Annotated in this window: 14 protein-coding genes; 8 read left to right on the forward strand and 6 right to left on the reverse strand. The window is 43.5% G+C overall.

What is annotated here, in order from left to right:
• The first annotated feature begins 157 nt into the window (after positions 1–157).
• The 4 genes from BW716_RS09020 to BW716_RS09035 all read left to right on the forward strand — a co-directional run bounded on the left by BW716_RS09020 (position 158) and on the right by BW716_RS09035 (position 2,675).
• Positions 158–685 carry a YceI family protein gene (locus BW716_RS09020; protein ID WP_083722208.1) on the forward strand — a complete coding sequence of 176 codons (528 nt, stop codon included), beginning with the start codon at positions 158–160 and terminating at the stop codon, positions 683–685.
• Positions 686–979: 294 nt separating this feature from the next.
• Positions 980–1,390 (forward strand): OsmC family protein, encoded by a 411-nt coding sequence (locus BW716_RS09025; RefSeq protein WP_083722209.1) that lies wholly within the window; start codon positions 980–982, stop codon positions 1,388–1,390.
• A 164-nt stretch (positions 1,391–1,554) separates the two neighbouring features.
• Positions 1,555–2,031, forward strand: a complete 477-nt coding sequence (locus BW716_RS09030; protein WP_083722210.1) for a Dps family protein — start codon at positions 1,555–1,557, stop codon at positions 2,029–2,031.
• 269 nt (positions 2,032–2,300) lie between these two features.
• Positions 2,301–2,675 carry a hypothetical protein gene (locus BW716_RS09035; RefSeq protein ID WP_083722211.1) on the forward strand — a complete coding sequence of 125 codons (375 nt, stop codon included), beginning with the start codon at positions 2,301–2,303 and terminating at the stop codon, positions 2,673–2,675.
• Positions 2,676–2,746: 71 nt separating this feature from the next.
• Here the strand turns inward: BW716_RS09035 and BW716_RS09040 are convergent, their stop codons facing one another.
• Together BW716_RS09040 and dxs are read right to left on the reverse strand one after the other, a co-directional pair.
• Positions 2,747–3,781 (reverse strand): flavin reductase family protein, encoded by a 1,035-nt coding sequence (locus BW716_RS09040; protein WP_083722212.1) that lies wholly within the window; start codon positions 3,779–3,781, stop codon positions 2,747–2,749.
• 113 nt (positions 3,782–3,894) lie between these two features.
• Positions 3,895–5,853, reverse strand: a complete 1,959-nt coding sequence (gene dxs / locus BW716_RS09045; RefSeq protein ID WP_235643574.1) for a 1-deoxy-D-xylulose-5-phosphate synthase — start codon at positions 5,851–5,853, stop codon at positions 3,895–3,897.
• Positions 5,854–6,316: 463 nt separating this feature from the next.
• Between dxs and BW716_RS09055 the strand changes: the two genes are divergently transcribed.
• Together BW716_RS09055 and BW716_RS09060 are read left to right on the forward strand one after the other, a co-directional pair.
• A complete protein-coding gene (locus BW716_RS09055) occupies positions 6,317–7,354 on the forward strand; it encodes a sensor histidine kinase (protein ID WP_083722215.1) in 1,038 nt (345 codons plus the stop codon).
• 64 nt (positions 7,355–7,418) lie between these two features.
• Positions 7,419–8,147, forward strand: coding sequence for a LytTR family DNA-binding domain-containing protein (locus BW716_RS09060; protein WP_083722216.1), 729 nt, complete (start codon positions 7,419–7,421; stop codon positions 8,145–8,147).
• A 141-nt stretch (positions 8,148–8,288) separates the two neighbouring features.
• Here the strand turns inward: BW716_RS09060 and BW716_RS09065 are convergent, their stop codons facing one another.
• Positions 8,289–9,044, reverse strand: a complete 756-nt coding sequence (locus BW716_RS09065) for a geranylgeranylglyceryl/heptaprenylglyceryl phosphate synthase (RefSeq protein WP_083722217.1) — start codon at positions 9,042–9,044, stop codon at positions 8,289–8,291.
• A 1,118-nt stretch (positions 9,045–10,162) separates the two neighbouring features.
• Here BW716_RS09065 and BW716_RS09070 point away from each other — a divergent pair.
• Together BW716_RS09070 and BW716_RS09075 are read left to right on the forward strand one after the other, a co-directional pair.
• Positions 10,163–10,732, forward strand: a complete 570-nt coding sequence (locus BW716_RS09070) for a hypothetical protein (protein WP_143708795.1) — start codon at positions 10,163–10,165, stop codon at positions 10,730–10,732.
• Between the two features lie 22 nt (positions 10,733–10,754).
• Positions 10,755–11,234, forward strand: coding sequence for a YcxB family protein (locus tag BW716_RS09075; RefSeq protein ID WP_179091053.1), 480 nt, complete (start codon positions 10,755–10,757; stop codon positions 11,232–11,234).
• Positions 11,235–11,389: 155 nt separating this feature from the next.
• Here BW716_RS09075 and BW716_RS09080 read toward each other — a convergent pair whose 3' ends face one another.
• The 3 genes from BW716_RS09080 to BW716_RS09090 form a co-directional block, all read right to left on the reverse strand.
• Entirely contained in the window at positions 11,390–12,112 is a 723-nt protein-coding gene (locus BW716_RS09080) for a DUF2490 domain-containing protein (protein WP_179091054.1), read from the reverse strand.
• A gap of 108 nt (positions 12,113–12,220) precedes the next feature.
• Positions 12,221–13,681, reverse strand: coding sequence for a SusD/RagB family nutrient-binding outer membrane lipoprotein (locus tag BW716_RS09085; protein WP_083722221.1), 1,461 nt, complete (start codon positions 13,679–13,681; stop codon positions 12,221–12,223).
• A 13-nt stretch (positions 13,682–13,694) separates the two neighbouring features.
• Positions 13,695–17,318 (reverse strand): SusC/RagA family TonB-linked outer membrane protein, encoded by a 3,624-nt coding sequence (locus BW716_RS09090; protein ID WP_083722222.1) that lies wholly within the window; start codon positions 17,316–17,318, stop codon positions 13,695–13,697.
• Positions 17,319–17,385: the final 67 nt, after the last annotated feature.

Genomic DNA, 17,385 nt, shown 5'->3' on the forward strand with positions numbered 1-17,385 from the left:
GTTAGTTCGGCGGAGTAAAAAAGTCCACCACTTTCCTCTTTTTATCCATTCCGAATAGTTGTTGCAACGATTAATTTTACATCATCAAACAACGAACAAACAAGGCAATTAATCCTTCAGATATTTAAAACATTCAAAAAACTAAAACTCTTATTTTATGGCAATCTGGAAAATTGATCAATCTCACAGTGATGTAGAATTCAAGATTAAGCATCTGATGATCACTAATGTAACTGGTTATTTTACTCAATACGATGCTACTGTAGAAAGTGGCAGCGATGATTTCAGCGATGCTAAGATCTCTTTCGAAGCAGCAGTTGCTGGCATCACGACTAAGAATGAGCAACGTGACCAGCACCTGCAGGCAGAAGATTTCTTCCATGCAGCACAATTCCCTAAACTGACTTTCGTATCTACTGGTATTCAGAAAGTAGACGACGAGAACTATAAAGTAACTGGTGACCTGACTATGCGTGGTGTGACCAAACCAGTAGAACTGGCAGTAGAATTCAGCGGTATCGTTAAGGATCCATATGGACAGACTAAGGCAGGTTTTGAAGTAAAAGGTAAGATCGCAAGAAAAGAGTATGGTATTTCCTTCAATGGTCCTACCGACAACGGTGGTCTGTTGCTGGGTGAAGAAGTGAAACTGCTGGCGAGTGTGCAGTTGGTAAAACAAGCCTAATCAGGTATAGAGGAAGATTTCTGGCAATCAGGACTGGTATTAAGGAACATTAGATTGGAATTAGCATTACTACAAATCGAAGTGTGGAGTGAGTAGATGTGATGTTTGGAGCATTAACTTTTTTTGAAGGATAGATTGCCAGAAATAGTGAGTAGCCGCCCCGGCCGGGGCGGCTTTTTTATTCCCCGTATGTAGAGAAAAATCTACGTGGGTGCGGGATTGAGAACAGTAAAAGAAGTAGTAATTTAGAGATCCCTTTAAATACATTATTTAAACTACACAAAACACTGAATCATGAAGAGAAATGCTTCTGCTAACTGGCAAGGTACAGGAAAGGACGGGAAAGGAACAGTTACTACACAGTCTGCTGTACTGAGCAGCACCCCTTATTCTTATAAGAGCCGTTTCGAGGATGGAAATGGTACTAACCCTGAAGAACTGATTGCAGCTGCGCATGCGGGCTGTTTTACAATGAAATTGAGTTTCCTGATTTCAGGTGCGGGTTTTACGCCTGAGAACCTGGATACGAAGGCGACGGTGACTTTGGAGAATGGTGCGGTGACTGGTAGTCATCTTGAGTTGAAGGCGACGGTGCCGGGTTTGGATGCAGCGAAGTTTGCGGAGTTGGCTGAGGAGGCGAGGACGAATTGTCCGATTTCGAAGTTGTTGAATACGGAGATTACGCTGGATGCTAGTCTGGCTTAATGCTGTTTAAATTACTTGCGGATTCCTTTTCTTTCAGGTAAAGCCTGAAAGAAAAGGAATCCGCTACTGAATGATCCTGGCGGANNTCCGCCAGGATCATTCAGTATTAGGGCATAGGGTATTTGGGCATTTATTTTGTGTTTTAGCTTAAAAAACTACAACATATGAGTACCGCAGTAACCAATATCGGACTAGAGAAAAAAAACTCAAAAGAACTAGCAGAAAAACTCAATCACCTGCTAGCCGCCTACCAGGTTTTTTACATGAACGTACGCGGCTTTCACTGGAACATTCGCGGCGACAAATTCTTCACACTTCATATAAAATTTGAAGAACTATATACCGATTCATTAACCAAAATTGATGAAATCGCAGAACGTATATTAACCTTAGGGTTCACCCCTACTCACGCCTTCTCGGATTACATCGCCGACTCTCATATTCACGAAATAAAAAACGAAGGCAAGGACACCGCCTGTGTACAACACGTACTTTCCGGCCTCCAAACCATTATCGAAATAGAACGTGAAGTCTCTGCCCTCAGCGCTGAAGTAGGTGACGATGGTACCAATGATCTCATCACTACCTACATTCGCGAACAGGAAAAAATAATCTGGATGTATAACGCATACTTGCGCTAAAAAAAGATATCATCATTAAATGTTTAGACTGCTATTTAATGTAGAGATATTATAAAGTGAGTTGTAAAATTTAATTCGATTGCAGCTTGATTTCGATAGTGAAAGGGAAAGCACCCATATAGTTGGAAAAGGCAATTTGTTAAAAAGCAAATTGCCTTTTTCTATTGGTGAAAAGGTTTGTATCTTAGAAATGTGTTATAAACAGGACTTGTTTCCGCAAGAAAAAGCATGATTGATCAGCTATTTTTTTTCACAGCAAAATCAATACTATGGAAGTTTCAGCACAAACATCAGAGCTCGAACAGATTCAGGACTGGAAGGTAGAAGTGAATAGTGTCAGAGATACCATCCGGTCAATGCAAAATCGTCTTGAATTATTGTCCAGCAAGAAATCAGACGAAGATTCTCTGGCCCAGATTGAGCATTTTCAAAACCAATTCATTCGTCAGTTAGAGGTATCGGATGAGATGTTCCACGACTTAAAGCAGTGTGCAAAAAAGATCTCCAACAACGGTCAGCTCGCCGTACTACATGATGACCGTCCCGTGGATGACTGCGCCACAATGGAAGATCGCATGCAAACATTCAGAAAGCTATATATAGAATTGCAGGAAGAATTCAATGCATTCTCCGCTTTTTCATGACCTTGCCTGGTTAAAGGGAAACAGACTTTAATGATGAGGGGGCTTACTTACTGTATAGCTCGTGCAGGAAATCAGACTTCAATAATGACAGTCTCACTTACTGCATATCCTGTGCAGGTAAGCAGGTAGCCTTGTGCCATCTCTTTGTCAGTGAGCACTTCATTCAATGCCATCCATATTGTTCCCTGCGTACAACGGGCTGTGCAGGAGCCACAAACTCCCCCTTTGCAGCTATATGGCAAAGTAATGCCCTGAACCAAGGCCTCGGACAATATGTTCTTATTGCCCGGTATTTTAAGCTCATAGCTTTCACTGCCTTTTTTGATCAGTACTGTTTTGATAGTACTATCTGTTGGCGCACCGATACGCGCCAGCTTAGGTGCTGTGTTTACTATAAAGTTTTCTTTATGCAGCTGTTGCTCGTTATACCCCATGAAGGTGAGTGTGAGTAGCGCCATACGCATATATTCTGGTGGTCCGCACACAAAGAATTGTGCGAGTGAAGCAGCATATTTTAATTGCTCTTTTACCAGTGGTTCCAGCAGGCCATTGCTCAGTCTGCGCACAATGCCTTCGGCACTGAAGAGGTAAATGATGTGCAATTGTTCATTGTATTGCGACTGTAATGATTGTAATTGTTCATGAAAGATCGTCTGCTCTTGTGTAGGGCTGCTATAAACAAGTTTGATATGTGCATTTGTATGATGATGCAGCATGTATTTCAGCAGGGAAAAGAGTGGTGTAATGCCACTGCCGGCACCTAACAAAAATACATCGAAAGGGTTTTCAGGAACTTCCTCCAGCGTGAACCGGCCAGCGGGTTGCAGGGTGGTGATGATGTCTCCCACCTTCCAGTGATCAAGAATGTGGCGGGAGATCTCTCCATTCTCCCTGCGACGTATTGTGACAGCAAGGTCTTTGTCAATCCCCGGAGCAGAGCTGAAGGAGTAAGAACGACGATATTCTACACCATGCAATTCGATAAGAAAGGTCAGGAACTGCCCTGCCGCATAGGTGACTGGTTCTCCATTCACGGCCTGCAACCTGTAAGTGAAGGTATCGGCTGTTTCTTTTATGATAGCGATGATCTGAAGCTGTAAATACATATGTGCAAATAAAAGAAGTCCTTTAAAAAAAATAGCTTTCGCCCACTGGCAAAAGCTATTTTTTTTAAAGGATTTGAAATTATTTAAATGCTATTTCAATTCTTTTGATACGCTTACCCAGCGGTTACTGTTATCTTGTCTTTCAGCATTTCTCTTGCCGCCGCCGCAATACCTGCCGCATCAAAACCACACTCACGGTGCAGCTCTTCAGGCTTACCATGCTCAATGATCCTATCAGGGATACCCAGGCGTTTTACTTTCGCTGTATACCCATGATCTACCATGAATTCCAGTACCGCACTACCAAAACCACCACTGATTGCATGGTCTTCTACAGTGATCACTTTATCGAACTGGCTGAATATTTCATGCAGCATCTCTTCATCGAGTGGCTTTACAAAGCGCATGTCGTAATGAGCAGGTTGCAGATCATCTGCCAGCAGGTTTTTGCAGGCTTCAGTTACGAAGTTACCTACTGGACCCAGGGAGAGGATCGCTACATCTTTACCACTCCGCAGTTTGCGGCCGGTACCGACTTTAATTTCTTTGAAAGGCTGGCGCCACTCAGGCATCACACCCTGTCCTCTCGGATAGCGGATCACGAAAGGCAGTTGCTGTGTAGGCAACTGGGAAGTGTACATCAGGTTACGCAGTTCCTCTTCATTCATCGGTGAGCTGATCACCACATTGGGTACACAACGCATATAAGCAATGTCGTAAACACCATGGTGGGTAGGCCCATCTTCACCTACCAGGCCTGCGCGGTCCAGGCAAAATACTACCGGGAGTTTCTGAATAGCTACGTCATGTAATGCCTGATCGTATGCACGCTGGAAGAAGGAAGAGTAAATGGTACAGAACACACGCATACCCTGCGTAGCCAGACCGGCGGAGAGGGTAACGGCATGTTGCTCACAGATACCTACGTCAAAGGCGCGATCCGGCATCTTTTCCATCATGTATTTGAGGGAGGAGCCGGAAGGCATAGCAGGGGTTATACCCATAATGGTATTATTCTGCTCTGCGAGTTCTATGATGGTATGCCCAAACACATCCTGGTATTTAGGAGGTTGTGGCTTATCAGGTATTTTTTTGAAGATTTCGCCTGTGATTTTATCAAACAGGCCTGGTGCGTGCCAGGTAGTCTGGTCCTTTTCTGCCAGTGCATAACCTTTACCCTTGGTGGTAACGATATGGAGCAGTTTTGGGCCGGGAATATCTTTCAGGTCCTGCAGGGTATCCACCAGTTTGGTGATATTATGCCCATCGATGGGACCGAAGTAACGGAGTTTCAGGGATTCAAAGAGGTTGCTGGAGCCGGATACCACGCCTTTGATACCTGCTTCCAGTTTAGAAGCCATATCGCGGGTAAAGCGCTTGCCTACGGGGAGTTTGCCCAGCAGGTTCCAGATGTCGTCACGGAACTTGTTGTAGGTAGGCGAAGTGGTAATGTCTGTCAGGTATTCTTTGAGTGCGCCTACGTTCGGGTCAATGGACATGCAGTTATCGTTGAGGATAAAGAGCACGTTGGCATTGGCTACGCCTGCGTGGTTGAGGGCTTCGAAGGCCATACCAGCGGTCATAGCGCCATCACCGATCACAGCAATATGCTGGCGGTCGGTTTCTCCTTTGAACTTGGAAGCGATGGCCATACCCAGGGCTGCGGAAAGGGAAGTGGAGGAGTGACCTACGCCAAAGGTGTCGTAGGGGCTTTCATCTCTTTTTGGGAAACCACTGATACCGTGGTATTTTCGGTTGGTATAGAACACATCCCTTCTGCCGGTAAGGATTTTGTGTCCATATGCCTGATGACCTACATCCCATACCAGCTGATCATAGGGAGTATTGAATACATAGTGCAGGGCTACTGAAAGTTCTACAACGCCCAGGCTGGCCGCAAAGTGGCCACCATGCACGCTTACCACGTCAATAATGAATTGGCGGAGTTCTTCACTTACCTCATGCAGTTGTTCTTTACTAAGCTTCCGCAAATCAGCAGGGGTTTGGATGTTGCCCAGCAATGGGCCCGGCGTAATATTCATATCTGTTGGATGCAGGATTTTAATAAACAAAAGTACGATAAATAATGTGTGTATGCACTTAGCAATTCATTTGCCAATAATCAGCACATACAACCATTTGGCCTTGCAGAAATCCGTACATCTGCACCTGTTGCAGTATACCACTGGCTAATGGTATTTTTGAAATAGAAGATATCCGCTGATTTATCAGAAAAATTCCCCTGCTGCTTTGTGGGAAGGAATTTGGTATTTCAGGAGTGGGGGATAATTATCGGAAAATCCCTTGCTGCTTTGTGGGAAGGGAATGCGGTATTTCAGGAGTGGGTGGATAATTATCGGAAAATCCCCTGTTGCTTTGTGGGAAGGGAATGTGGTATTCAGGAGGAGGTTGGATTATTTTCAAAAAACTCCCCTGCTATCTTGCCGGAAGTAAATATGGTATATCAGGAGGGTGTTGGGCTACAGCCGCTGAGGTATTTTTGAAATGTAGCAGTTGTTTATTAATTTCAAATAGATGTTTAAACGAATATCAAAATATTGGTGGTGTCAGATAGCTGGATGGGCTGCTTATTTTGTTGTGAATATATTCTTCGCCTATTCTTACCAGGGAAGTATAGACAGGTCCTACACTATCAACCTGCTGCTCATTATATTTTTTGGTCTGGTGGCCACCCATTTACTCCGGAGTATTCTGCAGCGTATCAACTGGTTCCAATATAGTTTTGAGAGCCAGATGCTGTTATTTTTTGGATTGACAGTAGGTGCCGGGGTTATCATCTATGTGGGTAATATTGCCGTTGGCAATTTATTCCGGGATCTGGGCCAGCAGCGGGCATTTACAGATCTGAAAACAGTGAATTTTCTCTTACCGATCTTTTTGATCACGGCTATCTGGTGGCTCATTTATTTTGTGTGGCACTATATAGACCGGAGCAGAAATACCCAGGTAGATAAGTTGAAGCTGGAAAGTACGGTGAAGGAGCTGGAATTGAAAACCATCAAGTCACAGCTAAATCCACATTTTATCTTTAACGCGCTCAACAGTATCAGGGCATTGGTAGATGAAAACCCACAAAGGGCCAGAACGGCCATCACAGAGTTGTCGAACATACTCCGGAGCTCCATGCAGGTGGAAAAAGCGGAGACTGTGAGCCTGGAAAATGAGTTGAGTATTGTGAAAGATTACCTGGCATTGGAAACCATCCGGTTTGAAGAAAGATTGAAAGTGGAATATGATATCGATCCGGAAACCCTGGAATTGCCTATTCCCCCTATGATGTTGCAAACGCTGGTGGAAAATGCGATCAAACATGGGATTTCAAGGATTATCACAGGTGGAACGGTGCTGATTGCGTCTCATGTAAAAAATATGCAGCATGAGATAACGATTGAAAACACAGGACAACTGTCTGCCTCAGGTCCGGGATTTGGATTTGGAATACAGAGTACGAGACAAAGGTTGAGTATGCTGTTTGGCAGCAGGGCGTCTTTCAATATTTACAACAAGGATGGAGAGATGGTAGAGGTAAAGGTGGTAATGCCATTGGTATAACCCACTTTTTGAAAAAATTCTTAGATTTATACTAGCGCGCAGCGATCAAAACAAGCAACTGCTCATGAAAAAAGCTTTAATTATTGACGATGAAAGACTGGCCAGAAGTGAGCTCAAAAAGCTGCTGGCAGACCATCCGGAGATTGTGGTGGTAGGAGAAGCGGTGAATGCAAAAGATGGTCTGGAAAAGATCGAAACCCTGCATCCGGACCTCCTGTTCCTGGATATCCAGATGCCTGACAAAACTGGTTTTGACTTACTGGCTGAGCTGGAGAAAGCTCCCCAGGTTATTTTCACCACAGCATACGACGAACACGCGCTGAAAGCATTTGAGTATAACGCCCTGGATTACCTGCTGAAGCCGGTAGAACCCAAAAGGCTGGCCGATGCCATACAGAAACTGCATCAGCAGGAAGAAAAGGAAAGACAGGCCGAAGTAGGCGCGATCAGAACTATTCTATCAGAAAACGACCAGGTATTTGTAAAAGACGGAGATCGTTGCTGGTTTGTGAAGTTGCAGGAAATCCGTCTCTTTGAGAGTGTGGGCAACTATGCACGGGTGTACTTTGAAACTAATAAGCCATTGATCCTGAAATCATTAAATGCGCTGGAAGAGCGTCTGGACGAAAGGACATTTTTCCGTGCAAACCGTAAGCACATTGTGAATCTGCGGATGATAGAAAAGATAGATACTTACTTCAACGGCGGGTTATTGCTGGAAATGCGTGGGGGTGAAAAGATAGAGGTGAGCAGAAGGCAGGCCGTGAAATTCAAGGAGATGATGAGTCTCTAAATAAAACAATCATGAAAATGGAAATTCTCCAACGGGCATGAAAGCCATTTTCAGAAAAGACAGCACAGGTTTAAAACTTAGAAATACAACAAAAAGTCCCCTCAGGAGAGGGGACTTTAGTTTTTTTAGTTGCAGGAACTATTATCTTAAAACAGGTGCTGCATGTACAGCATCTGCAATTTCCTTGATTAAAGAAGCATCTTTTTCAATAGCGTTTCCGACTACGATGATGTCGGCGCCAGCTTTACAGTTCAGATAGGCTTTTTCAGCATCCCGGATACCACCGCCCACAATGATTGGGGCACTCACCTGGCTTGCCACACGGGCAATCATACTTTCAGTAATAGGTTTACGGGCTCCGCTACCAGCGTCCATATAGACTACTTTGAGGCCGAGCATTTCGCCGGCGATGGCGGTACACATGGCAATGTCGTCTTTGTCTGCGGGAATCGGAGTAGTGTTACTGATGTAGGATACGGTTGTAGGTGCACCTCCATCTACGACCATGTAACCAGTGGAAATCACTTCCAGTCCGCTCTTCTTCACGGCGGGTGCCGATATAACGTGCTGACCAATGAGTAATTCCGGATTACGGCCTGAGATTAAGGATAAATATAACAGCGCATCTGCATAGCGGGAAACCTGGGAAGGGCTGCCGGGAAACAAAACTACTGGTATATCACAGTTGGCTTTCAACTGTTGTACACACTCGTCTAGATGAGAGGTAATCACAAGGCTACCCCCAAGAAAGATATAGTCGACCTTCGCTGCTGTACATTTAGCGGCCAGGTCGGCTGCTCCTGCTGGAGTTACCTTATCCGGATCAATCAGAACTGCAAAGGATTTGAGTCCTTTTGCTTTCCTGTCGATGAAAGAATTGTATATTTTATTGTGCATCAAAATAGCATTGTTCCGGTTGTCGCAAAAATATAAATTTTTTGGTAATAAGTCACAGTCTTAGATAAATATGCATGGAAGCTATTTTCTATTCAAAATAACGTGATTTTGACCTCTCTCCAATTTTACAGTCTGCAATCTTTGGGCCATTCACTTAAGTGTAACGGATTAACCAGCTAAAAAGTTATTTTTTATCATATAAAATAAATATATATTTTTTTGAGCAGTAAATACAAGCAAATTACGAAAAACTTAAGTGAGTTAACAGTATAGCTATGCCAGTTTATGCTGAAACCCAATAGCAGAGGACCTTTGCGCCGAATTTACAAATGCAGATTTCCTACGCTCAGGGAGTGCCTGAAAACCACCTACTGGCTTCATTTTCAGGACTTAGCGTACAGGGCCTTTGTTAATGATTTGTTATTGTGCCCGGAAAATTTTAAAGAAAAATAACATGCCCTTACATTTGTATTCAAATAGGGTTTTCATAGGATAGTAACAAATTGAGGGCGCCTTTCCAGGTGCCCTTACTATTTTTTCTGAGGTCTGTTTTTACCTATTTTAAGATCTTTTACCGCATAACTTTCCTGGTAGCTTCTGATCGTTCAAAAGCACAATTTATACTCTCAACATAGGTTTTTTCTCTATTAGTTCGCTCTACACATTATCTCTCTGGTGATTATCTGGTGATTTGTATTAATCGCAGATGTAAGTGAGGACTCCCTCTAAGTTGGCATTTCACATATATTCGTAAAAAGTCTCATTTTGGATTTACCATAAATTCATTATTTTTTTATACGTTTTATTAAGATTGATCTAATAAATTGAAGTATTTCAAATATTTATGTGGATTATACCATTACTGTATATATTTATTATATTTGTTATTGTATTAATTTTATTATGGTTACTGTCCTATGAAAAACCAATTGATTCCTACAGGCGTGAATCTTCATGCAATGTAAAATGACTCTCGAAAGCAATGGTTTATCCATTGCTTTTGTTTTTTGGCCGGGAATTTTGACCTGTTGAAAGATGAAAGAAGCAAACTCAGGCAAAAACAGTTTCCATTTTTTGACCGGGATTTTGTATTTTTAGACTTACAAATATTTTACACTATGAAAAAGCTGCTGTTCCTGCTGTTGGTCGGATGTGCCACAGTATCATCAGCAAGCGCCATTAGCGGAAAGAGGAAGCTGGATAAGACCTGGAACGAGGAGAAAAAGAAAGATAAGGAAGGTGAAAAGGGGGATAAGGAAAAATGTAAATCTGCTAACTGCGATAATTCTGATAAAGCGACTACCGTAACAAAAACTACTGCACGTGCTGCCCGCGTTGAGGAGTACGTATGGATGTTACCGAAGGATCAGGATGGTGATAAGATGTATGAGGAGGATTTGAAGAAAGGGATAGTGGATTTGTATAAATGGTACCTGCAGAATGGTTCCCGTATGAATACGAGCGACTTGAAAGCAGTGGCCGAAGAACCTGCGTTTCCATTTAAAGTGGATGCGAAAACATTACAACAGTATTTTCAGTTTATTAAGAATAATTTCCCTGGGCTGAGCGAAGATGATCTGACAGATGGTACACCTAAGAAAGCACCTGTGGCCAGTCATAAAAAATATGCGCCAGTTAGTACCAGGGATGAAATGGAAAGCCAGATTTCCATTCCAGTTGTTAAATAACAAAAATGTCTGCCTTGCCATAATGCATTTGGAGTTTAGTTACAATAAGGAGGAAGTATTGCATGCATTGCGCTATCATTTCCTGCAGCGAGGAGAAATCAAAGTTTTCAAAAACACGCTTTTTATACTGCTGGTGTTTACTCTTTGTGGGTATGCATATCAGCTGGTGACTGTTGGTGCCCTGGTAGGGATTCTCGGTATGTCGGTGGTGATTGGATTGGTGTTTTGGTATATGCTGCCGGTGTCGATTTATAATAATGCGGCGACATTTCAGGATGATATCCGGTTGAATTATTCAGAGGAAGGGATTGTGATTACGACGAGGAATAGTGATGTGGAGAAGGAGTTGTCGTGGCATGTGTTTACACAGGTGGTGAAGGCGAAGAATTTTTTCTTTTTGTATAAGGGGAAGAAGGATTTCTTTTTGGTGCCGACGAGTGCGTTTAAGACGGAGTTGGAGCAGCGGGAGTTTGAGCGGTTGGCGAAGAATAAGATTAGTTAAATTGAATAAATAGACTAACTAAGAGGTATAAATTAGTTGCAAAAAAAAATCGGGCAGTCCTTTGGACTGCCCGATTTTTTTTGCGGAGGGATTGTTTTAGACAAGCGCTTCCGCGCCTGTCTAAAACAATCGCGTATTCTAAAACAATCGCGGGTTTATAGGGCGAAATTGTGGAATACAGCTAAGTGTAGAATATGGGTCATCGATTTATTGCCAGTTGCTGGTTGTACAAAGTGATTCATGTAGCCGGCTTCGAGTTTGAGGTTGGGTTTTAAGGCGTAGCCTTGCGCTATTAAGAAACGATTCTGATCTACGAATTTATCATTGATCTTACTGTTGAATACATTCATGAAGAATTCGTTTTGCAGGGCGAAATAAAAAGGAGTCACTTTTTCTTCCTTCCTGATCGGGAACTGTGTACGATTGAAATAGCGCAGGCGATGCCCATATTTCCAATATTGCACATCTTTTGAAGCCGCTGTCTTAGCCCCTACCCAACGCTCTTCAAATCGCACGCGATGCGTCATATTGAAAGTGCGTGTGTTGTTTTTGTAAATGAATTGTTGGTAAATGCGGTGTTCAGGAAAGTATTGATCCGCCCCATCGCTGTAGGTGGTAATAAATGAATACCCCAGCAGATAGCTTGCATTCTTCCCAGGCGTATACTGTAACCCTGCCCTGTTCAGGATCTGCCCCTTTCGACTGATCCCATCCCTTATCCTCGCCTGAAAATCGTATGCAATCGCCCATTTCTGGTTTATCTGTGCAGTACCGAAGTACGTATACCAGTGGCTATACCCCTGGGTAAGTTCCTGTGCGGAAAGCTGTAGACCGCCCATAAGCAGGCATAGTGCCAGCAGGCAAATTTTTGTGCGCATATAATGATTCACATAATAGGTTGAACAGTAAAAATAATTAAATACGGGCATAAAAAAAGCCGGCCAGCATGATAGCTGGCCGGCAGGGTTTTATAAGTGATAGTTGTGTTAGTAACTAATCCACCAGTTCTTGGTGCCTTTGTTGTCTCCACCAATTGCACTACCCGCAGCCGTGTAGTTGGTACTGTTGGAGTTGGACTCTACTATCGGATAAGTGAGCCGGTAAGGGACCAGCGTTACATTTTGATCCAGTGAGCCGGAAACCGGTGCAATAAATAAATCTGATCCATCAGGTTTTGTAAAATTCAGGCGGATCCTTTCAAACCATGCCTGGAAACCCTGTGGATATAATGACAGCCATTTCTGCGTACCGATTACATTCTTCCACTCACCACCTGTGTAGGGTAATGTTGCCAGGTACTCATCCACTCCGTCAGTTACGCCCCAGTACTCCATAGAAGCGCGTATACCGGCTTCATAATAGCTGGCTGCATCACCATTCACTGCATATCCTCTTGCCGCTGCTTCTGCCAGTGTAAAGGCAACTTCTGAATAAGTCATCAGAATGGCCTTCATGTCTGCCGAATAGATCTTAGTGCCAGGATAAGAAGCTGATGTAGGACGATTTGCATCTGTGGTGCTCATCCCATAAGGCATACCGTAGATGGTGTCAATTGTCAGACCATCTACTGGTCTTGCATAGATGTCCAATCTTGGATCATTGATACTTCTCATATAATCAACCAGTGTGGTAGATACATAGAAGTCAATAATTGGTCTGTTGGTTTCATCCATCGGATACCTGTTGGGATCAGCACCCAGGTATGCAAATTCTGCATTGTCACTGTTACTTGTCATTGCTCCCTGATAGTTAGCTTCTATCAGACTCTGTGCTTTTGCGTTATCACGATCTGCCATACGGATAGCCAGACGCAGCATCAGCGAATGGCCTAATGTCTGCCATTTGGCGACATCGCCACCGAAGATAACGTCTGCATCATCGAAGTTAGGTTGTGATGCATCCAGCGCATTGATATTTGCTGTCAGCGTATCTGAGAGCTGTGAGTAAATGGTTTTGGCATCGTCATAGACTGGTGTGATATATTCAGTCACATTCAATGCCTGTGTATATGGTACATTCACATAAGTATCTGTCAGCATCTGCATGATCCATACTTTCAGAATACCTGCTATGGCATTCTGATTCTGTGCCGCAGGATTATTGCCCTTGGCAGTATTCAGTGTACGGATCAGATCAAGGTTGTGTAAGGCTGCATACAGCGTGGTCCATAGTGTATTGTTGTTGGATTCATCGAGTGAATACTGGCTGTCTGCCACTCTTGTATTGCCAGACCAGAACTGTGCATAGTGCATACCAATATAGCCATTCTGTAATGTGCTATACAATACATCCATCACACTTTTCTCTGCGCCAGTCAGCAGATATGGAGGTTCTGTCGTTGTTGATTTAGTTGGATCGTAATTGATGCTGTCCAGCTTTTTACATCCGGTCATGATCAGTCCCACGAAAGCAAACAGGAAACAATATTTTATGATACGGTTAAGCATTTTGGTTCACTTTTTAGAATGAAACATTGAGGTTAACACCAAACGAGCGGATAGATGGTAATGCACCACCCTCTATACCCACAATGTTGGAATTAGAGTTGAGAATATTGGACGGATCTACGTTTGGCGCATTGCTATGCATCAACCATAGGTTACGGCCGTATAAAGAGAGTCTTGCACTCTGTGCGTGGAAACGTTTGTACCATGATTCAGGAATATTATATCCCAGTTTCACTTCACGCAGGTATACATAACTTGCATCGTACAGGTTCGCTTTACTCAATGTTTTGTTTTCATTGTTTACGAAGTATGTATTCGCATCCAGCACTACATCGTTTGGAGTACCGTCTGCCTTTACTCCCTCTGCGATAATACCTGTTTCACGTACATTGTTTGCAGCAGTTACATCCAGCAGACCAGAGATCTTACCATACATATTCGTATAAGAGAAGAAGTTGCCACCATGCTGGAAGTCGATCAGCGCTGACAGATAAATACCTTTGTAAGAGAAGGTATTATTGATACCACCTGTATAATCAGGATAGGCATACCCGATAGGTTTGATATCAGAGATCAGGTAATTACCATCATCCCCTACGATACGTTGTCCTTTATCATTGTACACATAGTCAGTACCCATCAGTGTACCCAGTGGCTGGCCTACCAGGCCTACTACTGATACTCTTGTAGTACGACGGTCAGTACCGATCGTTAACTGTGTCAGTGAAGTGCCATACTGAGCGATATCCATATTCAACACCTTGTTCCTGTTGCGTGCAATATTCGCTACGATATCCCAACGGAAACCGTTCTTCAAACGGATGGGGTTCAGTGATAAGGAAGCTTCAATACCTTTGTTCTGTACACTACCACCATTTGCATAAGTAGTGGTATAACCAGTAGCCGGAGAAACTGTGAGCTGCATGATCTGGTCTTTGGTAGTTCGCTGATAGTAAGTGAAATCCACACCTACCCTTTCATCGAGGAACTTAAGGGCGATACCTGTTTCATACTCTTGTGTACGCTCAGGTTTCAGGTTCATATTGTATTTAGTAGTAGTCGCCTGTGTGATTGGATGGCTGCCATAACCAGCTATAAACTGATAGGTATCACGGATATTATATGGACCGGTATCGTTACCTACAGCAGAAGCACTTGCACGCAATTTACCGAAGGACAGCCACTTCCAGCTCTTCAGCAGATCGGAGAATACAAAGGATGCTGATGCAGATGGATACACATACGGATTGTTTTCATTCAGCAGCGCAGAGCTCCAATCTGCACGACCTGTCAGATCTAAGAAGAGGAAGTTCTTGTAAGAGAATGATGCGGAAGCGAATCCTGAGTTGATTTGTTTCTCATAATATTCATCGTACGGCGTCGCAGTCGTTACAGAATTGTTCAGGTTGTACACCAGTGGCAGAATCAAACCACCATTAGTAGCACCACCAGTTATTGTCCATTTGCGATGCATGATGTTGCCACCTACCAGACCGTTCAGTTTGAAATTTCCACCGAGGTCGAACTTCATATTTGCAGTTAACTGGTAGTTCATTTCTCTCGCAGTTGGTAAACGTTTGATATAGCCACCTACGAAATAATCTTTCGCAGTACGTTCTTCCTGCAGTGCATTGTAGTTGTCCATGAACACACGTCCACTGATAGTTAACCATTTGTTCGCTTCATAATCGAGCCCTGCATTACCAAAGATGCGGTTGCGGCTATCAGTTTCATAATCCATATAGCGGTTCCAGTATGGACCATTGCTGGAAGCAGGAGCAGGATTATCCCATGATGTACGGTTCCAGGTGATCTGTGAACCATCTTCATATTTATATCTCTTTTCCATATCCAGGTTTAGCTGACGCTGTCCATACATGGTGAATTGCAGGGTTGGGTTAGGTCCTGTGAAACCTGTACCCGGTCTGCCTTTCGCAGCGAATGCAGTATAGTTTACAGATGCTACGGCTTTCAGTCCTTTTGCAATTTCATATCCACCATTGAACGATACGTTGTTCCTGTTCATACTTGCATTTGGCAGTACGAATAGCTGGTTCATATTGCCATAAGAAAGACGGAAATAACCTTTGTCGTTATTACCGGCCATAGCAATATTGTTGGTGATAGTATACCCCGTTCTGTAGAAATCCTTCACATTGTTAGGTTGTGCTACCCATGGAGTAGTCTGACCGAAGTAAGGATTACCTTTATCTTTATCGAAGGAATAGTATGGGCGGACGAGCTGTCCTTCCAGTTTTGGACCCCATGATTCATCTGCTTTGTAGATCGGCATCAGGTCATATCTTCCTAAACCATCACCATCGTCATATGTAGCACTGGCCTCACTTGTGAAAGCATCAGGATGTTCGTTGTAGTAAAGTTTATCAAACTTTCCACCACTACCGCCACCATACTGATTCTGGTAATGAGGTAATATAGATACCTGATCTGCCTGTGCATTGAGGCTATATGTTACCCCAATACCACCTCCTGTATCAGGACGTTTTTTGGTAGTGATGAGCATCACACCATTTGCACCACGACTGCCATATAATGCAGTAGCGGCGGCACCTTTCAGCACAGAGATGTTATCGATATCATCTGGATTGATGTCTTGCAAAGAGGAGCCATAGTCATAACCACCACCACCATTTAATTGTCCTGCCTGGTTGCTGTTGATATTGACGAATGGTGTTCCATCTACTACGATGAAGGCGTTGTTATCACCTAATATAGACTTCACACCACGGATTGTGATCTTGTTGGAACCGCCCATGGAGCCTGTATTAGATGAGATTTGCAGACCTGGTACTTTACCTTGCAGTGCATTGACAAAGTTCACTTCTTTTGCTTCCTGCACAGCGCTACCACCTACATTTTCGATTGCATAGCCGACTGCTCTTGTATTACGCTGAATACCGAGTGCGGTAACAACTACTTCCTGCAATTGTTTCTTACCGGTAGAGGCTGTCGTGAGTGTCACTGGCAGTGAATCCTTGTTGGTAAGGGGGATTGACTGATCACCGAAGGTAGGTGCTGATATTTTGATGGTATCTTTCAGAGAAGCCTTGATAGAAAAAGTACCATCTACATTGGCAGCGACACCTTGTTTTGTGGACAGGTTTACAACCTGCGCACCCGGGATAGGTTGGCCTCCCGGCTGTTTTACCACGCCACTTAATGTGAACTGACCGATCTCTTTTTTCAGTGTATTACTATCTGAAGGAAGGATCAGTGCAGAGGTGTCCGCAGATTTTGTCTTTGTGCTATCACTGTCTGCAGTAGCGGGTTTGGTGGTATCTTTACGGGTACTGTCACTCGCCTGATTATTCGGTGTAATCACAGCAGCAGCGGGTTTGGTAGTATCCGCTTTACGCTGATTATTATTGTTTGGCGTGATGATCACAGGGGTGGCCGTTGCTGGCTTACTCTTATCTGTGGCAGGTTTGCTGGCAGAAGGTGTGATCACTACAGGCGAAGCGGATGGCTTCACAGTAGTATCTTTTTTTTGCTGAACTGCTTTTACTGCAGTATGCGTCAGGAATGGCCGGTTAACGTTTGCGCTCGCTTTATTGGGTCCTAAACTACAGTAGAAAGCAAAGCACAGCCATAACCAGGTAAGTACATGGCTTCTCATTGTTATATTGGAAGATTTGGTTTAAAATTTTTTTACAACAGGTTTCCGTTATCCTGTCTACAATACC

It is taken from the genome of [Flexibacter] sp. ATCC 35208 (assembly GCF_001975825.1).
GTDB lineage: Bacteria > Bacteroidota > Bacteroidia > Chitinophagales > Chitinophagaceae > Chitinophaga.

Bases quoted from the DNA above. Each gene is read 5' to 3' on its own strand.
- BW716_RS09040 (WP_083722212.1), bottom strand. From the start codon at position 3,781: ATGTATTTACAGCTTCAGATCATCGCTATCATAAAAGAAACAGCCGAT.
- BW716_RS09065 (WP_083722217.1), bottom strand. From the start codon at position 9,044: ATGCACAATAAAATATACAATTCTTTCATCGACAGGAAAGCAAAAGGA.
- BW716_RS09090 (WP_083722222.1), bottom strand. From the start codon at position 17,318: ATGAGAAGCCATGTACTTACCTGGTTATGGCTGTGCTTTGCTTTCTAC.
- BW716_RS09035 (WP_083722211.1), top strand. From the start codon at position 2,301: ATGGAAGTTTCAGCACAAACATCAGAGCTCGAACAGATTCAGGACTGG.
- BW716_RS09085 (WP_083722221.1), bottom strand. From the start codon at position 13,681: ATGCTTAACCGTATCATAAAATATTGTTTCCTGTTTGCTTTCGTGGGA.
- BW716_RS09060 (WP_083722216.1), top strand. From the start codon at position 7,419: ATGAAAAAAGCTTTAATTATTGACGATGAAAGACTGGCCAGAAGTGAG.
- BW716_RS09075 (WP_179091053.1), top strand. From the start codon at position 10,755: ATGCATTTGGAGTTTAGTTACAATAAGGAGGAAGTATTGCATGCATTG.
- BW716_RS09025 (WP_083722209.1), top strand. From the start codon at position 980: ATGAAGAGAAATGCTTCTGCTAACTGGCAAGGTACAGGAAAGGACGGG.
- BW716_RS09030 (WP_083722210.1), top strand. From the start codon at position 1,555: ATGAGTACCGCAGTAACCAATATCGGACTAGAGAAAAAAAACTCAAAA.
- BW716_RS09055 (WP_083722215.1), top strand. From the start codon at position 6,317: ATGTTTAAACGAATATCAAAATATTGGTGGTGTCAGATAGCTGGATGG.
- BW716_RS09020 (WP_083722208.1), top strand. From the start codon at position 158: ATGGCAATCTGGAAAATTGATCAATCTCACAGTGATGTAGAATTCAAG.
- BW716_RS09080 (WP_179091054.1), bottom strand. From the start codon at position 12,112: ATGCGCACAAAAATTTGCCTGCTGGCACTATGCCTGCTTATGGGCGGT.
- BW716_RS09070 (WP_143708795.1), top strand. From the start codon at position 10,163: ATGAAAAAGCTGCTGTTCCTGCTGTTGGTCGGATGTGCCACAGTATCA.